Source organism: Bradyrhizobium zhengyangense (genome assembly GCF_022012555.1).
In the GTDB taxonomy this organism is placed as follows: domain Bacteria; phylum Pseudomonadota; class Alphaproteobacteria; order Rhizobiales; family Xanthobacteraceae; genus Bradyrhizobium; species Bradyrhizobium zhengyangense.
On sequence record NZ_JAKLTZ010000044.1, the window covers coordinates 1 to 13,003 of the forward strand.

Consider the following 13,003-nt stretch of genomic DNA (forward strand, 5'->3'; position numbering starts at 1 on the left):
GCCTCGCCGCTGGGCGAGATCAAATCGGAAAGGTGGGCGACATCGTCTCGGAATCCACGGGCGACTTCATATCGGTATGCCTGGGCGACTTCGTCGGAATCCGCAGGTACGATTGGGTTGGAGCGCCGGAACGACTGAAGCTGTGTCGAAAGCGCTCGATGATGCGCATGACGCCACCACAATCAGGACAGGCGGGAGCCTTGGCCCACGTCAGAGCGTCTGAATCCACAGGCGATGGCTCGCCATCGTTTGGCGCTGTCCGCTCACGATCGAGAAGTTTGCGGCAAAGGGCGAGTTTGGCAGCGCGATGGCCGTTGGCCATGAAGCCGAAGTGGCGGATGCGATGGAAGCCATCGGGCAGCGTGCGAAGAAGGAAGCGGCGGATGAACTCGTCGGGCTTGAGCTTCATGATCTTTGTCGCGCCGTTCTGGCGGTAGTCCTTCCAGCTAAAGGCGACGTGATCCTGGTCGAGGGCGACGAGCCGGCTGTTGGTGATTGCAACGCGATGGGTATAGCGGCCGAGATAGTCCAGCACCTGCGCAGGGCCGCCGAACGGCCGCTTGGTGTAGACAACCCAGCTAATGCGCCGCATGGCGACGAGGTGAGCTGCGAAGGCGGCAGGCTCGGCCAGGGATGCGAGATCGCTGAAGAAGTTCAGGATGCCAGCGTCGAAGGCGGCGGTCAGACGTTCGAGGAACAGGCGTCTGAACAGCCGAGCGAGCGGTTTGATGGCCAGGAAAAAGTTTGGTCGGCTGGCGATCCAGCGCGCGCCATCGGGCGAGAGGCCGCCGCCCGGCACGACGCAGTGGACGTGGGGATGGTGCGTCAGCGCCTGCCCCCAGGTATGGAGGACGGCGACGATGCCGATCTCGGCACCGAGCCGGCGTGGGTTGGCGGCGAGCGTCGACATCGCCTCGGCGGCGGCTTTGAACAGGATCGCATAAACGATGGCCTTGTTCTGAAAGGCGATCGCGGCGATCGGAGCCGGCAGTGTGAAAACGACGTGGAAATAGTGGACCGACAGCAGGTCGGCTTGACGCGCGGCGAGCCACGCGGCTCGGGCTCTCCCCTGACACTTCGGACAGTGCCGGTTGCGGCAAGAATTATAGGCGACGCGTGTCGTGCCGCAGTCGTCGCAAGCCTCCACGTGGCCGCCGAGCGCCTCGGTCCGGCACGCCACGATCGCGCTCATCACGCGCCGCTCGACCCGACCGAGATGACCGGCACGGTCACGACGATAGGCGTCGCCATGCCAGCGCAGGACATTGGCGATCTCGATGGCGGGTCTGGGTGGGCGGACGTCGGGGCGAGCCATAACCCGCATCCCGACGCGCTGTCATCCAGATGGCGTCACTTCCAGCGATAGGCGGTCGAGCGGGCTCTGCGTCGCCCGGATCGTATGGGTGGCAACCTGCGTGTAGCGCGCCGTCGACGACAAATTGTTGTGCCCGAGCAGAACCTGGATGATCCGGATGTCGGTTCCGTTCTCAAGAAGATGCGTTGCGAAGCTGTGGCGCAGCGTGTGCAGCGTGACGCGCTTGGTCAGGCCCGCAGCCTTCACCGCCGACCGACAGGCGGCGTGCAACACGGTCTGATCGATCGGATGATCTTCGTCACGACCAGGGAATAGATAAAGCCGCGGCCGGGCGAGCCGCCAGTACGTGCGCAGGATGCCCAGCAACTGGGGCGACAGCATCACGTTGCGATCCTTCGCCCCCTTGCCGTGGCGCACCTGGATGACGCCGCGGGCGCTGTCGATGTCTTCGATCCGCAGCCCCGCAACCTCCGAGGCCCTGAGCCCGGCCGCATAGGCAGTGGTGAGCGCGGCCCGGCTCTTCAGGCTGGACACGGCCTCGAGGAACTGAACCACTTCGTCGGCGCTGAGCACGACCGGCAGCTTGCGCGGTTCTCGCGCATAGGGAATGCGCTCCGGGATCAGCGCCTCGCCGAGCGTGACGCCATAGAAAAACCGTAGCGCACAGACGATCTGGTTCAGCGCCGGCCATGAAATGCCGGTCGAGACCAGATGCACCTGGAAGGCGCGGACATCTTCTAGCTCCAACCGATCCGGAGATCTGCCGAAATAGCGGCTGAACTTCGAAACCGCGCTGATGTAGGATCGTTGCGTCGCCGGCGACAGATTGCGGACGGTCATGTCTTCGATCATGCGGCGGCGAAGAGGGCTCAAATCGGCCATCTCGATACTCCTGTCTGAGGGGGTGGGCTCCAACACCCACATCCTCTCAGCCAGGAGGCGATCTACGCCACCTTGCCCCTCACGCCGCGGCAGCGGCTTCGTTCAATCCACAAACGAAATTGCAGGGTCTTGGGGTCTCAAGGCCCCGATCCCTGCAATCTCAAATGCCGGAGCAACCGAAAAATAGACTCTCAATCAAGCGCTTGGATGCTTGTTCACGGGCGACACTTTATTTGCGGGAGCACGAGTCACTATTGGGCATCACGTTTACTCTTCATCCGCATAAGGTCACGACCTCGAACAAGTCTCAAGCGTAACAAGCTGTCGCCGCGCATTCCTCACCTACTGCTATCGGAGCTGGTCGTCATTCCCTCGGGACACCCCGCATCGTCGAGCGCCTGGCCGACGAGATCGCCAAGAGCCTGCGCTACCTTAATCCGCAATTCTTGTCATCATTGGTTGCCGAAGGCGCCACTTCAGCGCCGGCGGTCGGCTGTCGGATGTATCGTAAAGATAACAATCCTGGCACCTACGGTCGGAATGTATCGTAAAGGTTACATCTGCCGGGACGGCAGCTAAGGCGCCATAGCTTACCTTTCGATTTATCATTGGTGCCAATCCTAGTTCCAGTTGCGAATCTATCGCACGCTGTCTGAGGCTCATGATAGCGTGCGATGGTGCCGAGCGTTAGTCGTGACGCCCGACCAGCGAACGCAAAAATCGTCGACACCCCCCGTTACACCCGCCGAAGTGTAACGCACAAAGCGGAGTCAGACGTTGGCGGCCAGCCAGGCGCGCCCGGCTGAGGTGACCTGCCAGTCGCACTCGTACCAACGGTCCGGCTCGGTCGGCAGCATGCCGTTGCGAGCGATGAACGCGTTCTCGCGCAGCGGATTGAGGGGCCGTTCGGTGACCTTCTCGCGGTCTCCGCCAGGACGCTGCAGCGTCCAGGAGCTCCAGCGCTGGCCGCGCTCGTGCAGGACGGCGCCGTCCCGCATTGCGACCAGCAGACCGCGCGGCCCAGGCGTCAGCTTGACCGACGGCAGGCCAGGTTCGTAGACGGGCTCCGGCGGGCGGACCGGTTTCTCGACGGGCGGGAAAATCTCGGCTGCATGCGTGTAGGGGTCGACGCCTTCCGGCAGAGGCTGCCAGAATTCCACGTAGCCTTGGAACGGCACGTCGCGATTGTGGGGGAGCCACCAGTCGGAAGTCGAATACTTTCCGCCACGGCCGACGAATAGAATGAAGTTGTCGTGCCAGCCGCCGATGCCGGCGGCATAGACATAGTTCCGGTCGTAGACGTATTCCGACAGCGGACGCCAGCCGTCTCCGAGCAGCAGCTGCGCGTAGCGCCATTGCGCGTTCTGCTCCAAGCGCGCGCGGTAACGCTCTTCGTGATAGAGCTTCACGCCGACACCCCGGCGTCAAGGCGGGCGAACGCCGCCTTGGCGGCATCGCGGAGGCTTGCTTCGGCGAATTTGAGATCGCTCATCATGTAGATGACGCCGTTGACCACGACGAAGCGCTTGCCGCCGTCATCGACCGCCCAGGCCGGCTTTCCTTCGACCTCGCACAGTCGTTCGACGTACGGCCATGCCGCACCAATGGGACGGCGCGGGCGCATGGCGTCGATAGCACGGCACAGACCGACATCGTTGAGCATCTCGAACGTACGCGCCGGCGTCAGGCGAGGATCGAACATGTTCAGCTGCACTTCCGGTTCCTACCAGGGGATGTCGTCGGGGAGGATCTCGGGCTTCGCCGACCTGGGCTTCGGCTGCTCGGATCGTTCGTGCATCGGGAAGCTCGGCCGCGGGCGCTGAACCACGTTCGCGCTGAGCGGCCGTACGGGAGGAATGCCGTTGCGCGGAACCGGGGGCGGCGGCGGAACGGTCGCCGGCGGACGAGGCGGCGGGGCCAGAGGCCCCGTCAGCAGGAGGCGGCCGTCTTCATCGAATTCGCCTTCCGTGCTGGCGAACTTGAGCTCAACGGCAGCCAGGCGCTCCGGCATCTTGCCGAAGCGGTCGCCGCGGCGGGGGAAACGGAATTTCGTCGTCATCATCAGGCCGCCTAATCTTCCAGTAGATCCGCCATGAACGAAAGCTCGAATCCGCATGCCGCGCTGTTGCGCCATTCCTCGGCGTCGCGCTTCTCTTTCTCCGCGACGGCTTGGCGCCTCAACTCCTCCTGCCGTTCAACCTGCGCGTCGCACACCGCCGCCTTGGCCGCCGCGACACCGGCGAGGACTTCACGATCGATGGAGCTACGGTAGCTGTCGGCCGAGATCTTGAGCTTGGCGTGCAGCGCGTCGAGCTCATAGCCGATGAGCGGGCGGCCGTAGATCGTCCGCAGCTGCGACTTGGGGACCCCGAGCTCCGATGCCGCAACCGCACGCCACCCGGAGCCGTCGCACGCGCGGTAGACACCTTCGAGAAGCTGCCAATGGGGCAGATGCGGGAACTTCTTCGTCATCGTCAGTCCTTTCCGAGAGCGGCCTTGGCCGCCGCCGCGTGTTCGAAGTGATCACGCATCTTGCGCTCGAGCTTCCGCAGCTTGCGCACGCGGCGTTCACTCTGCAGCCGCTCCGCTGCCATCAACTCGATCATGCAGACGGCGATCGACGTCGGGTCCGTCGACCGCTTGTCGTGAAGCAGGCGGTAGAGCTTGTTGAGGCTTATCTCGAGCCCGAGCGCGAGCGGAACGCGCCAGCCGCCGTCGCCGTAGACGGCCGTGCAGACCATCCGCAGGCGCAGCGACTGCGCTTCGGGGATGCCCGGGACGGGCTCGGGGGGCGGGCGCTTCACGTCGCGTCCACCTTGAGGTTCGCGGGGAGTCCCTCGCGGCGGCCGACGCTGTAGCCGTTGCGCCAGCACATGATCATGCGCGCGACGAAATGGTCGGGGTACAACTTCGTCGGGAACATCATCAGCAACCGACCGCTGTCGTCTGCGATCTTGCCGAAGCCGCAGCCCGTGTTCGGGTCGAAGCGCTTTTCGACGCGGTAATCGGCGCCGTCAACGGTCACGGTAAACGACGCTTCCCCGGGCGTCGGCGGCTTCAGCTTCGGTTTGAACTGGACGATCTCAGCGGTCATCAGGCGTACTCCGCGACCATGGGCTCGCAACGCGGGCAGATGCGGTCGCCTTTGCTAGCCGAATTGAACATGCGCTGACACGGCAGGCACTTGCGGAGCTCCATGCCGCGCCCATTGAGTCCGAGGCGGCTCGCCTCGGTGGTGACAGCGGACTCGGTGCGGTCGGGCAGTTGCGCAATCGTCTTCCCGGACGGGCGCGGCTCGGTGGTGTAGAGCGCGGCGAGCTTGTCGCGCTCGGTGGCGGTCCAGGGGCGGTTGCCGGCGGTGGCGCCGCGCATCAGCGGGAGAGGGGTGCGCATGAACATCAGCGACCCGCCAGCAGCTGATGGCGGATGCCGGTCAGCGCGATCGCGCGCTCCGCGCATGCGTCGCGCTCCCTGTCGATGAGCGCGATGAGCTCGCCGTCGAGATCCCGCTGCGTCTCCCAGGCACCCGTCATCCAACCGTGCAGCGTCGCGCGGTGGATGTTCAGGCCGGCAGCCAAGCGGGAGCGGTAGCTCTCCGTAGATCGCCTGGCCGACCGCCTCGAGACGGTCGGGGACACTGGTGGGCAAGGAACTTTTCACGAAATTAATCTTTGCGAGGTGTACGATGGATGAACAGATGTTGTACAAACATTCGGCCATTGTCAAGGCGGGTCCAGTCCTTGCCCGATTAGGCGCTTGCAGAACTTCATGGTGGGATGCGTTTAGACACAACTGAGGCTGACCCATGCGTGCCGTCTTTTCTGCCATCATCGCGTCGCTCAAAACTCTCGCGAGCGCCGCTGCCAGCGCGCTTTCCTGGCCCCTGCGATTCCTGTTCGGGGCTGGCGGAGCGCCGTCGCGAGAGCCGATCGACCCGCCCGCTCCGCCGCTCGAGACGATCCCTGAGGTACCGATGGACAACACGGAGCTCTACCGGAGGATCGCCATCGCGCTGCGCGCCTGGGCGGCGGAGAGCCTGCTCGCCGACGAGCTAAAGACGGTGCCCACGACTTGGCCGCGATGCGTGCAGGAGTTCGCTCGCGGGCTGACGCGGGACGAGTGCTTCTCGATCATCGATGCACCGGAATATGCTGTAAATGGCCACATTTCTGAGACTTTCCCGATGCCGGGCGTCCGGAAGCTGCAGCCGCTGCGCGCCGAACGGTGGAACCGGCAGGAGCCTCTCGACCCCTGCCGCATGTCCCCGGGCTTCGCTACTCTTACCGAGGCAGCCGTTGCGCCTTGACGATGAGCGCCGCCGCGTGGAGGCGCTCGTTCTCCCTGGTGAGCCGCATCATCTCGCGGGCCATCAGGATCTGGTCGCGAGCCCTGAAGAGCTCGGTGCTGCGCAGGAAGTCGCGCAGCTGGTCAGCTTCGAAGCGATCCCAGTTGGCGAGCTGCGCGGCACGGTAGTTGGCGATGCCGGCGGCGAGGGCTCCGGCGATCGCGGCGCCGCCGACGAGGGCCGCGCCAGTGATGGGGTTGGTGTCGATCTGGAAGTCGGAACAGGCCATGTCGTCTACTCCTGGCGCCTTCTGTACATTGTAAGTACATAAGATGTTGCTACAATAGCATAAAAAATGTAAGATAATGTTAATCGAGTCCTTCGAATGCAAAGGATTCGGCGTTTTCGAAGAAGGCTACCGATGAGCGAGAAGATTCAGCTGCCGGCGTTGGAGTGCGATCTGCGCCACCCCCGCATCCTCGATGCGACGCTCGACGCGCCCATGATGTCGGCGGCGATCGCGCTGGACCGCGTCCACGCCGCTGTGCTGGCTCTCGAAGCTCTCAAGCTGACCGACGGCGCGACGCCTGCAATCGACTCCGTCCGCATCGCATCCGTCAGTGGAGCGGTGCGTCGCGCAGGTCCACTTCGCGCAAGCGGAGTAGGACTACGAGGAGCGTAAGTTCGCGATGCTGGCTGAGTTGTCCTGACTGGAGATCGTTCGATGACCACCTATTTCTTGGCGGACCCCCACTTCTTTCACGCGTCTCCGGATAAGCCGGATGGCATCATCCGCCTGTGCAACAGACCCTTTTCCAGCGGGCGTGAAATGCTGGAAGTGATGTCTGAACTTTGGCGGTCGACAGTCCGAAATCCGTCGTCAGACGATGTCATTGTGCTTGGCGATTTCGCTCATCGCGCCCAGCCGAAGCCGCTGCAAAAGCTTTTCGATTCTCTGCCGGGCCGCAAACATCTAATTCGGGGCAATCACGATACCGAGGAGAGCGGTACCCTGAATCTCGGTTGGGATAGTGTCCGGGATTTAGCCTGCGTCACGGTCGAGAGCACCAAGCTCGTGTTGTGTCATTTTGCACTCAGAACGTGGCCGGGAATCCGCAAACCGAGCACCCTACACCTCTATGGCCACAGCCACGGCCGCCTGCCAGGCAACAGCCAGAGCATGGATATCGGGGTCGACGTGATGGGCTTCGCGCCGCTGCGGCTGTCGCAGATCAAGGCACACCTCGCGATGCTGCCGCCGCTCGTGGATCCCGAGGCGGGGGATGATTTCGACGTCGATGGAGTGCAGCCGTGAGCGAGAAGATCGAGCCGATCAACGACCTCCAATTCGTGGAGCTCATCGAGCGCATCCACGAGATCGCGAAACATCTCAAGCGGCTGCAGCAGTCTCAGTTCTGGAGCGTTCAGACGTTCACGGTCAGAGACGTTGTGGCTGATCTCGACAGGAAGCAGCAGATCTGGCTGACCAGCTTTATCGAGATGCACCTCCGCATCTGGGCGGAGTTCGACGTTTTGAAGCTGCCGGTCAAATTCGCTGCCAACCTGCAGGCAGCTGATGACGAGATCTACGCGATCCAGATCGTGCCCGCGTGGCTCCGCGAGGACGATAGGGACGGAAAAGTTTCGGCGCGTGCGGCGGTGAGCTTGCTGACGGCTCATCTAAAGTTCGTCACGATCAAGCGGAACAAGATCATGAGGAACGCCGCATGAGCATCACACTGTTCGCCGTGGACAATCTCGACTTCCTGCTGGCCACGTGATCGTTGTGCAGAACGGCGAGGCGGTCGCGCAAGGTCAGATCGACGATTTCATCGCCGTCGAGGACGGCCGGGATGTGCAAACCGACATCTACATGCACCCGGTCGACGCCGCGACATTCGAGGCATGGCTGCAGCAGCAGAACGGCAGGAGGCTGCCCAGCGACGCGGAGACGACGCCGATCATCTTGGTCGGCTTGGGGGGAGTTAGGCTGATCGCGATGGGCGTCATCGGCATGCTCGACATGGCTGGGCAGCAATCTACGACTCCCTACGGGCCGCTGCCGCTGTCCACCTGAGCAGGGTCCTCAGCGTCGGCTTTCTCGCTCTCGCGAAGCGTATGCTGAAGAAGGTGCAGGTCACCGCTTGATGCCCGCCCGCTTCCGCTCTGCAGTCCTGAACCGCGCCGGCTGTCCTTCGAGCCGCCTGGCCGCACTGCTGGCTGCGACCAAGCCGAAGCGGAAGCTGAAGACCGAGGAGCACGACGCCCAGGTCGCGCTGTTCAAGGAGCACATCCTGCCGCGCAAGGTCGGCGCGGTGAGCTTCGCAATCGCCAACGGCGGCAAGCGCGACCCGAAGGTCGCCAAGTCGATGCAGGAGGCGTCACGGCGGGTGTCCCGGACATCTTCGGGATCCACGGCCGCCAGGCCTACTTCCTCGAGATGAAGAAGCCGAAGGTGAAGGGCCAGCGGGGCGGGCGAATCCGTAAGGAGCAGCGCGACATGATGGCCCCGGTCGACGACGCCGGCGCGATCTGCGCGGCGGCGAACGGTATTCTTGACAACGAACTTATTGGTCGTCCTGAAGGTCTCGTCTTTGCTCGACCGCGAGCCGCTGCGTGGCGGAGGGAAATAGGATCGTCTCGACTGGCAATGGTGAGCTCCCGCTGTATAACTTCATCTGCAAGATCCGGAGCCACCGTATTACCGTCCTCGTCATCGACAGGCGCAACTCGGACGGACCGCGGTTTACTTCCACGACCCCGCGCCGGACCCCCGCCTCGACAGCTATCGCGGGCCGCTGGCCCGGCGAGAAGGCCTGACATGACTGCCACCTTTACCATCCCGAACGTATCAGCATGCCCGCTGCCGGACTGGTCTTCGCCGCCATGGCCGCCGAGCGGCATCTGATCGAGACGTTCTGGCCGCCCTGGAATTCGGACACGCGGGCTTCCTGGGCATGAGCAAACAGGGAGAGAGCGCCAAAACGCGGGCCAACAGGCGCCTTGCCGTGGGACCTCGTGCACCCCGGTCGATAGTGGGCGCTCAACGGCGAGCTCGAGGACTCGAAGTCGTCGGACGAGATCAAGGCGAAGATCGACGAAGTCCTCGCGGCCACGCCGCCGCACGACAGCCACGCGGCCCTGCTCGAGAAGATGCTCGAAGGATTCGCGCAAGGCGCCCTGGCCAAGGAGCCCAAGGGTGACGCCGCTCGGTGAGGACGCGCCGGGACCCGATCCGGACGAAGCCGGTGGCGAAGACGGAGACCGAGGTATCGCCGGAGCGCAGCGCGCAGATGGCGCGCGTGCGCGGCCGCGATACCAAGCCGTAGATGCGCGCCCGCCGTGCCCTGCATACCGCAGGGTTGAGATATCGGCTGCACGCGAAAGGATGGACGGCCCGATCTCGTTCGCCCAGGGCGACGCGTGGCCATCTTCGTGCACGGCTGCTTCTGGCATCGCCATCCGGACCCCGACTGCAAGCTCGCCAGGCTGCCGAAGTCCAGGCTCGAATTCTGGATCCCGAAGCTGGAAGGCAACCGAGCGCGCGACGAGCGCAAAGGCCGCGCTCGAAGCGCTTGGTTGGAAAGTCTTCGAGATCTGGGAGTGTCAGATCAGGACGATGCGCTGCGCGGCATCGCCAAACGCATCAAGAGGATCGAGGCGAAAGCCCAGTATACTAGGCATTTTCGGCGATCTGATCGAAATCGCCTAGTTTATCGGGCCTCCGCCACGGCAGAGATGTCGGATATATCCGTCAAACCCGTGATCGCACGCGGATTTGACGAATATATCCGACAATGGATGTCGCCGCACGGCCACAATCAGGCGGAATGATGATGTTGCCGCGTTCGCGCGGGTGAACTGACTGCTGAAATAGATGTCCGCGTTCTCGCGCGGGTAGTTCCTACGCAAGCTTGAATTGTCAGATGCGACAAATCTTCGCGTTCGCGCGAATCTATTCAGCAGTCGGATGCGAACACCCACTTGCTGGAGATCTCGCCGTGCGAGATCCGCACCTTGCGTGTCCATTCCTCGACCGAACCGTTCGCCACCGCCAGCACCGCCGGCGGTAGCGGGAGCCAGAATTCCGCTTTGCCCTTCATCACCCCGGCGGCCCGGCGGCGCGGCCCCAGCCGTTGCGAGCCGAATTGGTCGACCTGCTCCAAGTTCTTGCGCTCAAGGCCTACGGCTGAGAAGCGGCGGTTTCCGGTGAATGCGACCCACCACAGACCCCACCTGATGCCGGCAGAGATACGCTCCGTCGCGCAGAAGGTTTGTGCTCGACGAGCAGAGCGCCAAAGTGATCGAACCGCTGCGCCCCCGTTTATAGTTTCATTAACCGCGACTCTTTAGGGTTGGTTTACCTTTAGGAAGGGGCCACCCACGAGCCAGATTCTGACTGCCTCTTGATCGTCGCGGCCTTCTGAAGTTTGAAGCGCTGTTTGCCTTCGCGGTTGTGACATCAAACATCGACTTATAGAACAAGGACGTGACGACTGATGCGATAACACAAAGTCGACCGGTTCCGACTGGCTGGCCTGCATGTTATGGTCCATTCCGCGATCGGCTAGACGCTTGGCCCGTCGCCAGCTTAACGTCATTCGCGAGTCACATAGGGGCAGCCCTGCCTTTCCGGAAACCCCGGTTCGTGAAATCGGCAAGCTAAGCACGCAATCGAGGTCCTCCAAATGGTGGAGCAGCCCCTACGAGACTTCGCGGCGGCAATTCTGGTTGACCAATCAGGTCGGTTGCTGCTCCAACGTCGAGACGACATCCCGGGGATTGTCCATCCTGGCAAAATCGCGTTGTTTGGTGGCCGGCGCGAGCCTGGAGAGACACCTCTGCAGTGCATTGTGAGAGAGGTGCACGAAGAAATCAGCCACTGCATTCCGGCGGACGATTTTGAGTTCTTCATTGGTCTGCACGGGCCAGACCCGGAGAAGATCGCTAAAGACGTCAAAGGTGAAGTGTTTGTAGCCCGCAACGTTCCCAGTGCTGATTTGGTGATAACCGAGGGGACCTTGGTGGTCGTGCGTCCATCGGGATTATCTGGCATCCGCTCTGAGATGACTCCAATGACGTTAATCGCCGTAGAGGCGTTCCTGCGGCTGCGGGGCATGTAGGCCTGCGTGATGGAGCCTCGCGTAACGATGAAAAAGGTTCCACTTGCATGCGTCGGAAATCTACTGCCGCAGCCGGTGGTCCATCGTCTATTTTTGCACAGGCAAGCGGATTTTATGCTTTATGAGTGGACCAACGTCGAAACGCGCGGATCGCGAGCGCAAGCGCGATCACGTTTGTGATCAGGATCGGCGGACTTGCTGCGAGTAGCGCAAAGCCGATCATCGACAGGCTCGAAAGCGCATAAAGCGCAGGCCCATTCCTGCTGCTGTCGCCAACGAAATACATTCCACCGATGGCAGTTCCTGAGGCCAAGTAGTCGAGGCCGTAATATGGGCCGATGCCGAGGTCCGCTGTCGGGCTAATCATGTCGGCTCCCGTTTGAACTAGAGCTCGGGCAGTTGCGTCCACGGCTTGTCGGGTAACTCAATGACAATGGGATCTCCCCGCGAGACCTGGCCACCGACTGTGAAGACACCAAAAACGCCGCATCGGAAGCGTTGACCGCTCATTTTGGCACTCAACAAGTCTCTTCTCAATCCCTTCTGAAATCTGTCGACCAAGCCACATGGCGTTCTGAGCCCGGTCAATTTGACCGCTGCGTCCGTCCCAACACGCAACTGGGTTCCAAGAGGCAGGTTCTCCAACTCTAATCCTGAGCAGGGGATGTTTTCTCCAAGTTGGCCGGCCGCGACCGTGTAGCCGCCGCTCAGTAAATCCGCGAACAGCTCAACAGGTATGAGATGTACTTGGCGCGCGTTCGGAAGTTCCGGCTGCCTCTTGGCGAGATAGCAATGCCGAACATGAAGACCGGCGTGTGCATCGCCTTCGACGCCGTGGCCCGCAACAAGTCTGATCACGACCACCGGGAGCTTCGAAAAGCGATGCGTGGCATCGAGCGAGACTGCAGCGACTTTGCTAATCGGCAGTAAGCGCTTAGCCGGAACCCTTGCTTCGGGATATGGACAACTATGCGAAGAAGCCTCCGGCTTGGACGGAGGTTTGGAATGGGGTTGGACAGCAAAAAGGACGTCTATTTGGACGGCTCATCGGCGGGGTCGGTGAGCCGGCTGGAAGTTCTTGAAGGACCGTCTGGGCGCCGCGTGCGTTCGGAAGCTGAGAGAGCTCGGATTGCCGCCGAGAGTCTGTTGCCCGGTGCCCAGGTGTCCGAGGTCGCGCGCAAGCACGGAGCGACGCGCTGGCAGATCTACGATTGGCGACGGCGGTTTCGCCAGCGAGGCATGTTGCCGCGGTGCGAGGCATCCCCGCCGACATTCACTCCGCTGGTCGTGGAACGTGCTTTGGAGGAGCTTCCTGCTCCGCCGATCAAGCTTGAGATCGCGATCGGTGATGTCGTGCTGCGGACGGATGCGGCCATTGATGGTGAGCAGCTGTCCCGG

23 protein-coding genes and 1 pseudogene are annotated in these 13,003 nt (G+C 62.5%); 10 read left to right on the plus strand and 14 right to left on the minus strand.

What is annotated here, in order from left to right; genetic code table 11:
* Positions 1–145: 145 nt before the first annotated feature.
* The 10 genes and pseudogenes from L6639_RS42040 to L6639_RS42085 form a co-directional block, all read right to left on the minus strand.
* Positions 146–1,315, minus strand: a pseudogene (locus tag L6639_RS42040) (IS91 family transposase); the annotation flags it as partial.
* 21 nt (positions 1,316–1,336) lie between these two features.
* Positions 1,337–2,197: a tyrosine-type recombinase/integrase gene (locus tag L6639_RS42045; RefSeq protein ID WP_237867241.1), complete on the minus strand. Its 861-nt coding sequence runs from the start codon at positions 2,195–2,197 to the stop codon at positions 1,337–1,339.
* Between the two features lie 770 nt (positions 2,198–2,967).
* Positions 2,968–3,606 carry a hypothetical protein gene (locus L6639_RS42050; RefSeq protein ID WP_237867243.1) on the minus strand — a complete coding sequence of 213 codons (639 nt, stop codon included), beginning with the start codon at positions 3,604–3,606 and terminating at the stop codon, positions 2,968–2,970.
* Positions 3,603–3,899, minus strand: a complete 297-nt coding sequence (locus L6639_RS42055; RefSeq protein ID WP_237867244.1) for a hypothetical protein — start codon at positions 3,897–3,899, stop codon at positions 3,603–3,605. The genes L6639_RS42050 and L6639_RS42055 overlap by 4 nt, the downstream gene beginning before the upstream one ends.
* A gap of 21 nt (positions 3,900–3,920) precedes the next feature.
* Positions 3,921–4,259, minus strand: coding sequence for a hypothetical protein (locus L6639_RS42060; protein ID WP_237867246.1), 339 nt, complete (start codon positions 4,257–4,259; stop codon positions 3,921–3,923).
* A gap of 8 nt (positions 4,260–4,267) precedes the next feature.
* Positions 4,268–4,669: a hypothetical protein gene (locus tag L6639_RS42065; RefSeq protein ID WP_237867247.1), complete on the minus strand. Its 402-nt coding sequence runs from the start codon at positions 4,667–4,669 to the stop codon at positions 4,268–4,270.
* A gap of 2 nt (positions 4,670–4,671) precedes the next feature.
* Positions 4,672–5,001 carry a hypothetical protein gene (locus tag L6639_RS42070; RefSeq protein ID WP_237867248.1) on the minus strand — a complete coding sequence of 110 codons (330 nt, stop codon included), beginning with the start codon at positions 4,999–5,001 and terminating at the stop codon, positions 4,672–4,674.
* A complete protein-coding gene (locus L6639_RS42075; protein ID WP_237867249.1) occupies positions 4,998–5,291 on the minus strand; it encodes a hypothetical protein in 294 nt (97 codons plus the stop codon). The genes L6639_RS42070 and L6639_RS42075 overlap by 4 nt, the downstream gene beginning before the upstream one ends.
* On the minus strand, positions 5,291–5,590 hold the full coding sequence (locus tag L6639_RS42080) for a hypothetical protein (RefSeq protein ID WP_237867250.1): 300 nt from the start codon (positions 5,588–5,590) through the stop codon (positions 5,291–5,293). The genes L6639_RS42075 and L6639_RS42080 overlap by 1 nt, the downstream gene beginning before the upstream one ends.
* Before the next feature lie 5 nt (positions 5,591–5,595).
* Positions 5,596–5,775: a hypothetical protein gene (locus tag L6639_RS42085; RefSeq protein WP_237867251.1), complete on the minus strand. Its 180-nt coding sequence runs from the start codon at positions 5,773–5,775 to the stop codon at positions 5,596–5,598.
* Positions 5,776–6,002: 227 nt separating this feature from the next.
* Here L6639_RS42085 and L6639_RS42090 point away from each other — a divergent pair, with 227 nt between their 5' ends.
* Positions 6,003–6,503 carry a hypothetical protein gene (locus tag L6639_RS42090; RefSeq protein ID WP_237867253.1) on the plus strand — a complete coding sequence of 167 codons (501 nt, stop codon included), beginning with the start codon at positions 6,003–6,005 and terminating at the stop codon, positions 6,501–6,503.
* On the opposite strand, the gene L6639_RS42095 is transcribed toward L6639_RS42090, so the two are convergent.
* Positions 6,478–6,771, minus strand: coding sequence for a hypothetical protein (locus L6639_RS42095; protein ID WP_237867254.1), 294 nt, complete (start codon positions 6,769–6,771; stop codon positions 6,478–6,480). The genes L6639_RS42090 and L6639_RS42095 overlap by 26 nt on opposite strands.
* 132 nt (positions 6,772–6,903) lie before the next feature.
* Between L6639_RS42095 and L6639_RS42100 the strand changes: the two genes are divergently transcribed.
* From L6639_RS42100 to L6639_RS42125, 6 genes are all read left to right on the plus strand, one after another.
* Positions 6,904–7,164, plus strand: coding sequence for a hypothetical protein (locus L6639_RS42100; RefSeq protein WP_237867256.1), 261 nt, complete (start codon positions 6,904–6,906; stop codon positions 7,162–7,164).
* A 42-nt stretch (positions 7,165–7,206) separates the two neighbouring features.
* A complete protein-coding gene (locus tag L6639_RS42105) occupies positions 7,207–7,797 on the plus strand; it encodes a metallophosphoesterase (protein ID WP_237867258.1) in 591 nt (196 codons plus the stop codon).
* Positions 7,794–8,213, plus strand: a complete 420-nt coding sequence (locus L6639_RS42110; protein ID WP_237867260.1) for a hypothetical protein — start codon at positions 7,794–7,796, stop codon at positions 8,211–8,213. The genes L6639_RS42105 and L6639_RS42110 overlap by 4 nt, the downstream gene beginning before the upstream one ends.
* A gap of 46 nt (positions 8,214–8,259) precedes the next feature.
* Entirely contained in the window at positions 8,260–8,559 is a 300-nt protein-coding gene (locus L6639_RS42115) for a hypothetical protein (protein WP_237867263.1), read from the plus strand.
* A gap of 70 nt (positions 8,560–8,629) precedes the next feature.
* Positions 8,630–8,926 carry a hypothetical protein gene (locus L6639_RS42120; RefSeq protein WP_237867265.1) on the plus strand — a complete coding sequence of 99 codons (297 nt, stop codon included), beginning with the start codon at positions 8,630–8,632 and terminating at the stop codon, positions 8,924–8,926.
* 925 nt (positions 8,927–9,851) lie between these two features.
* The gene (locus L6639_RS42125; RefSeq protein ID WP_237867275.1) at positions 9,852–10,316 is read left to right on the plus strand and encodes a very short patch repair endonuclease; all 465 of its coding nucleotides are present in this window, start codon (positions 9,852–9,854) and stop codon (positions 10,314–10,316) included.
* 125 nt (positions 10,317–10,441) lie between these two features.
* Here L6639_RS42125 and L6639_RS42130 read toward each other — a convergent pair whose 3' ends face one another.
* Positions 10,442–10,648, minus strand: a complete 207-nt coding sequence (locus L6639_RS42130; RefSeq protein WP_237867267.1) for a hypothetical protein — start codon at positions 10,646–10,648, stop codon at positions 10,442–10,444.
* A gap of 522 nt (positions 10,649–11,170) precedes the next feature.
* Here L6639_RS42130 and L6639_RS42135 point away from each other — a divergent pair.
* A complete protein-coding gene (locus L6639_RS42135) occupies positions 11,171–11,605 on the plus strand; it encodes an NUDIX hydrolase (protein ID WP_237867269.1) in 435 nt (144 codons plus the stop codon).
* A 112-nt stretch (positions 11,606–11,717) separates the two neighbouring features.
* Here the strand turns inward: L6639_RS42135 and L6639_RS42140 are convergent, their stop codons facing one another.
* Both L6639_RS42140 and L6639_RS42145 read right to left on the minus strand, forming a co-directional pair.
* Positions 11,718–11,972, minus strand: a complete 255-nt coding sequence (locus L6639_RS42140) for a hypothetical protein (protein WP_237867271.1) — start codon at positions 11,970–11,972, stop codon at positions 11,718–11,720.
* Between the two features lie 17 nt (positions 11,973–11,989).
* Positions 11,990–12,463: an MOSC domain-containing protein gene (locus tag L6639_RS42145; RefSeq protein WP_237867277.1), complete on the minus strand. Its 474-nt coding sequence runs from the start codon at positions 12,461–12,463 to the stop codon at positions 11,990–11,992.
* Between L6639_RS42145 and L6639_RS42150 the strand changes: the two genes are divergently transcribed.
* Together L6639_RS42150 and L6639_RS42155 are read left to right on the plus strand one after the other, a co-directional pair.
* Complete coding sequence (locus L6639_RS42150; RefSeq protein WP_237867279.1) at positions 12,398–12,535, plus strand: hypothetical protein; 138 nt, start codon at positions 12,398–12,400, stop codon at positions 12,533–12,535. The genes L6639_RS42145 and L6639_RS42150 overlap by 66 nt on opposite strands.
* A 75-nt stretch (positions 12,536–12,610) precedes the next feature.
* Positions 12,611–13,003 (plus strand): transposase (locus L6639_RS42155; protein WP_237867273.1); only part of this gene is annotated, 393 nt, incomplete at its 3' end.

Coding starts and splice junctions, on each gene's coding strand:
- L6639_RS42045 (WP_237867241.1), bottom strand. CDS start 2,197: ATGGCCGATTTGAGCCCTCTTCGCCGCCGCATGATCGAAGACATGACC.
- L6639_RS42060 (WP_237867246.1), bottom strand. CDS start 4,259: ATGATGACGACGAAATTCCGTTTCCCCCGCCGCGGCGACCGCTTCGGC.
- L6639_RS42150 (WP_237867279.1), top strand. CDS start 12,398: ATGCCGAACATGAAGACCGGCGTGTGCATCGCCTTCGACGCCGTGGCC.
- L6639_RS42120 (WP_237867265.1), top strand. CDS start 8,630: ATGCCCGCCCGCTTCCGCTCTGCAGTCCTGAACCGCGCCGGCTGTCCT.
- L6639_RS42080 (WP_237867250.1), bottom strand. CDS start 5,590: ATGCGCACCCCTCTCCCGCTGATGCGCGGCGCCACCGCCGGCAACCGC.
- L6639_RS42140 (WP_237867271.1), bottom strand. CDS start 11,972: ATGATTAGCCCGACAGCGGACCTCGGCATCGGCCCATATTACGGCCTC.
- L6639_RS42075 (WP_237867249.1), bottom strand. CDS start 5,291: ATGACCGCTGAGATCGTCCAGTTCAAACCGAAGCTGAAGCCGCCGACG.
- L6639_RS42065 (WP_237867247.1), bottom strand. CDS start 4,669: ATGACGAAGAAGTTCCCGCATCTGCCCCATTGGCAGCTTCTCGAAGGT.
- L6639_RS42100 (WP_237867256.1), top strand. CDS start 6,904: ATGAGCGAGAAGATTCAGCTGCCGGCGTTGGAGTGCGATCTGCGCCAC.
- L6639_RS42135 (WP_237867269.1), top strand. CDS start 11,171: ATGGTGGAGCAGCCCCTACGAGACTTCGCGGCGGCAATTCTGGTTGAC.
- L6639_RS42090 (WP_237867253.1), top strand. CDS start 6,003: ATGCGTGCCGTCTTTTCTGCCATCATCGCGTCGCTCAAAACTCTCGCG.
- L6639_RS42095 (WP_237867254.1), bottom strand. CDS start 6,771: ATGGCCTGTTCCGACTTCCAGATCGACACCAACCCCATCACTGGCGCG.
- L6639_RS42055 (WP_237867244.1), bottom strand. CDS start 3,899: ATGTTCGATCCTCGCCTGACGCCGGCGCGTACGTTCGAGATGCTCAAC.
- L6639_RS42105 (WP_237867258.1), top strand. CDS start 7,207: ATGACCACCTATTTCTTGGCGGACCCCCACTTCTTTCACGCGTCTCCG.